2 pseudogenes are annotated in these 735 nt (G+C 61.9%); both read left to right on the top strand.

Annotation, left to right across the window (positions count from 1 at the left end):
- Positions 1 to 270 (top strand): annotated as a pseudogene (gene obgE / locus A3754_RS22260) (GTPase ObgE); the annotation flags it as partial.
- 71 nt (positions 271 to 341) lie between these two features.
- Positions 342 to 735 (top strand): annotated as a pseudogene (locus tag A3754_RS22255) (glutamate 5-kinase); the annotation flags it as partial.

The following is a 735-nucleotide window of genomic DNA, read 5'->3' as shown; positions in this document are numbered from 1 at the left end:
TGGCAGGGGCCGGTGTTCAAGGTTTCGGCCGCCGCCGGGGTGGGCTGTGAGGATCTGGTTTACGCCCTGATGAATGCCATTGAGGATCGCCGTCGTCTTGAGGAGGAGGATCCAGCCTACGCCGCTGCCCAACAGGACCTGCGCGCCCGTCTGGAAGAAGAGGCCCGGGAGAAGGTGCAGGAGCTCAAGGCGGAGTCGCGTCGTGCTCGCCAGAATGATAATGACGACGACGATGATGATCACGATGTGGAAATCGTCTACGAACCGTAGCGCATTGTTGTGTCTGGCGAGTTGAGTGGCGGGAAATGCCAGATGTTCGGACCCGATGGTAAGGAGTGAGCGTGGCAGATCGCCAGCGTTGGGTAATCAAGATAGGCAGTGCCCTGCTGACCAATGACGGCAAAGGGCTGGACTGTGCGCTCATGCAAACCTGGGTGGACCGCATGGTGGCCCTGCGTGAGCGTGGCATTGAAGTGGTTATTGTCTCGTCCGGGGCGGTGGCCGAAGGCATGACCCGGCTGGGCTGGTCGGTGCGCCCGGATTCCGTGCATGAGCTGCAGGCCGCCGCCGCCGTGGGGCAGATGGGGCTGGTGCAGGCCTGGGAGACCCGCTTTCAGCAGCATCAGTTGCATACTGCCCAGGTCCTGCTCACCCACGACGATCTGTCTGATCGCAAACGCTATCTCAATGCCCGTTCTACCTTGCTGACCCTGCTGGGGTTCGGTGTGGTGCCGG

The sequence above is a fragment of the Alcanivorax sp. HI0083 genome (genome assembly GCF_001635175.1).
The sequence above is the reverse complement of the archived record's forward strand: the minus strand, read 5'-3'. Positions and strand labels throughout refer to the sequence as shown.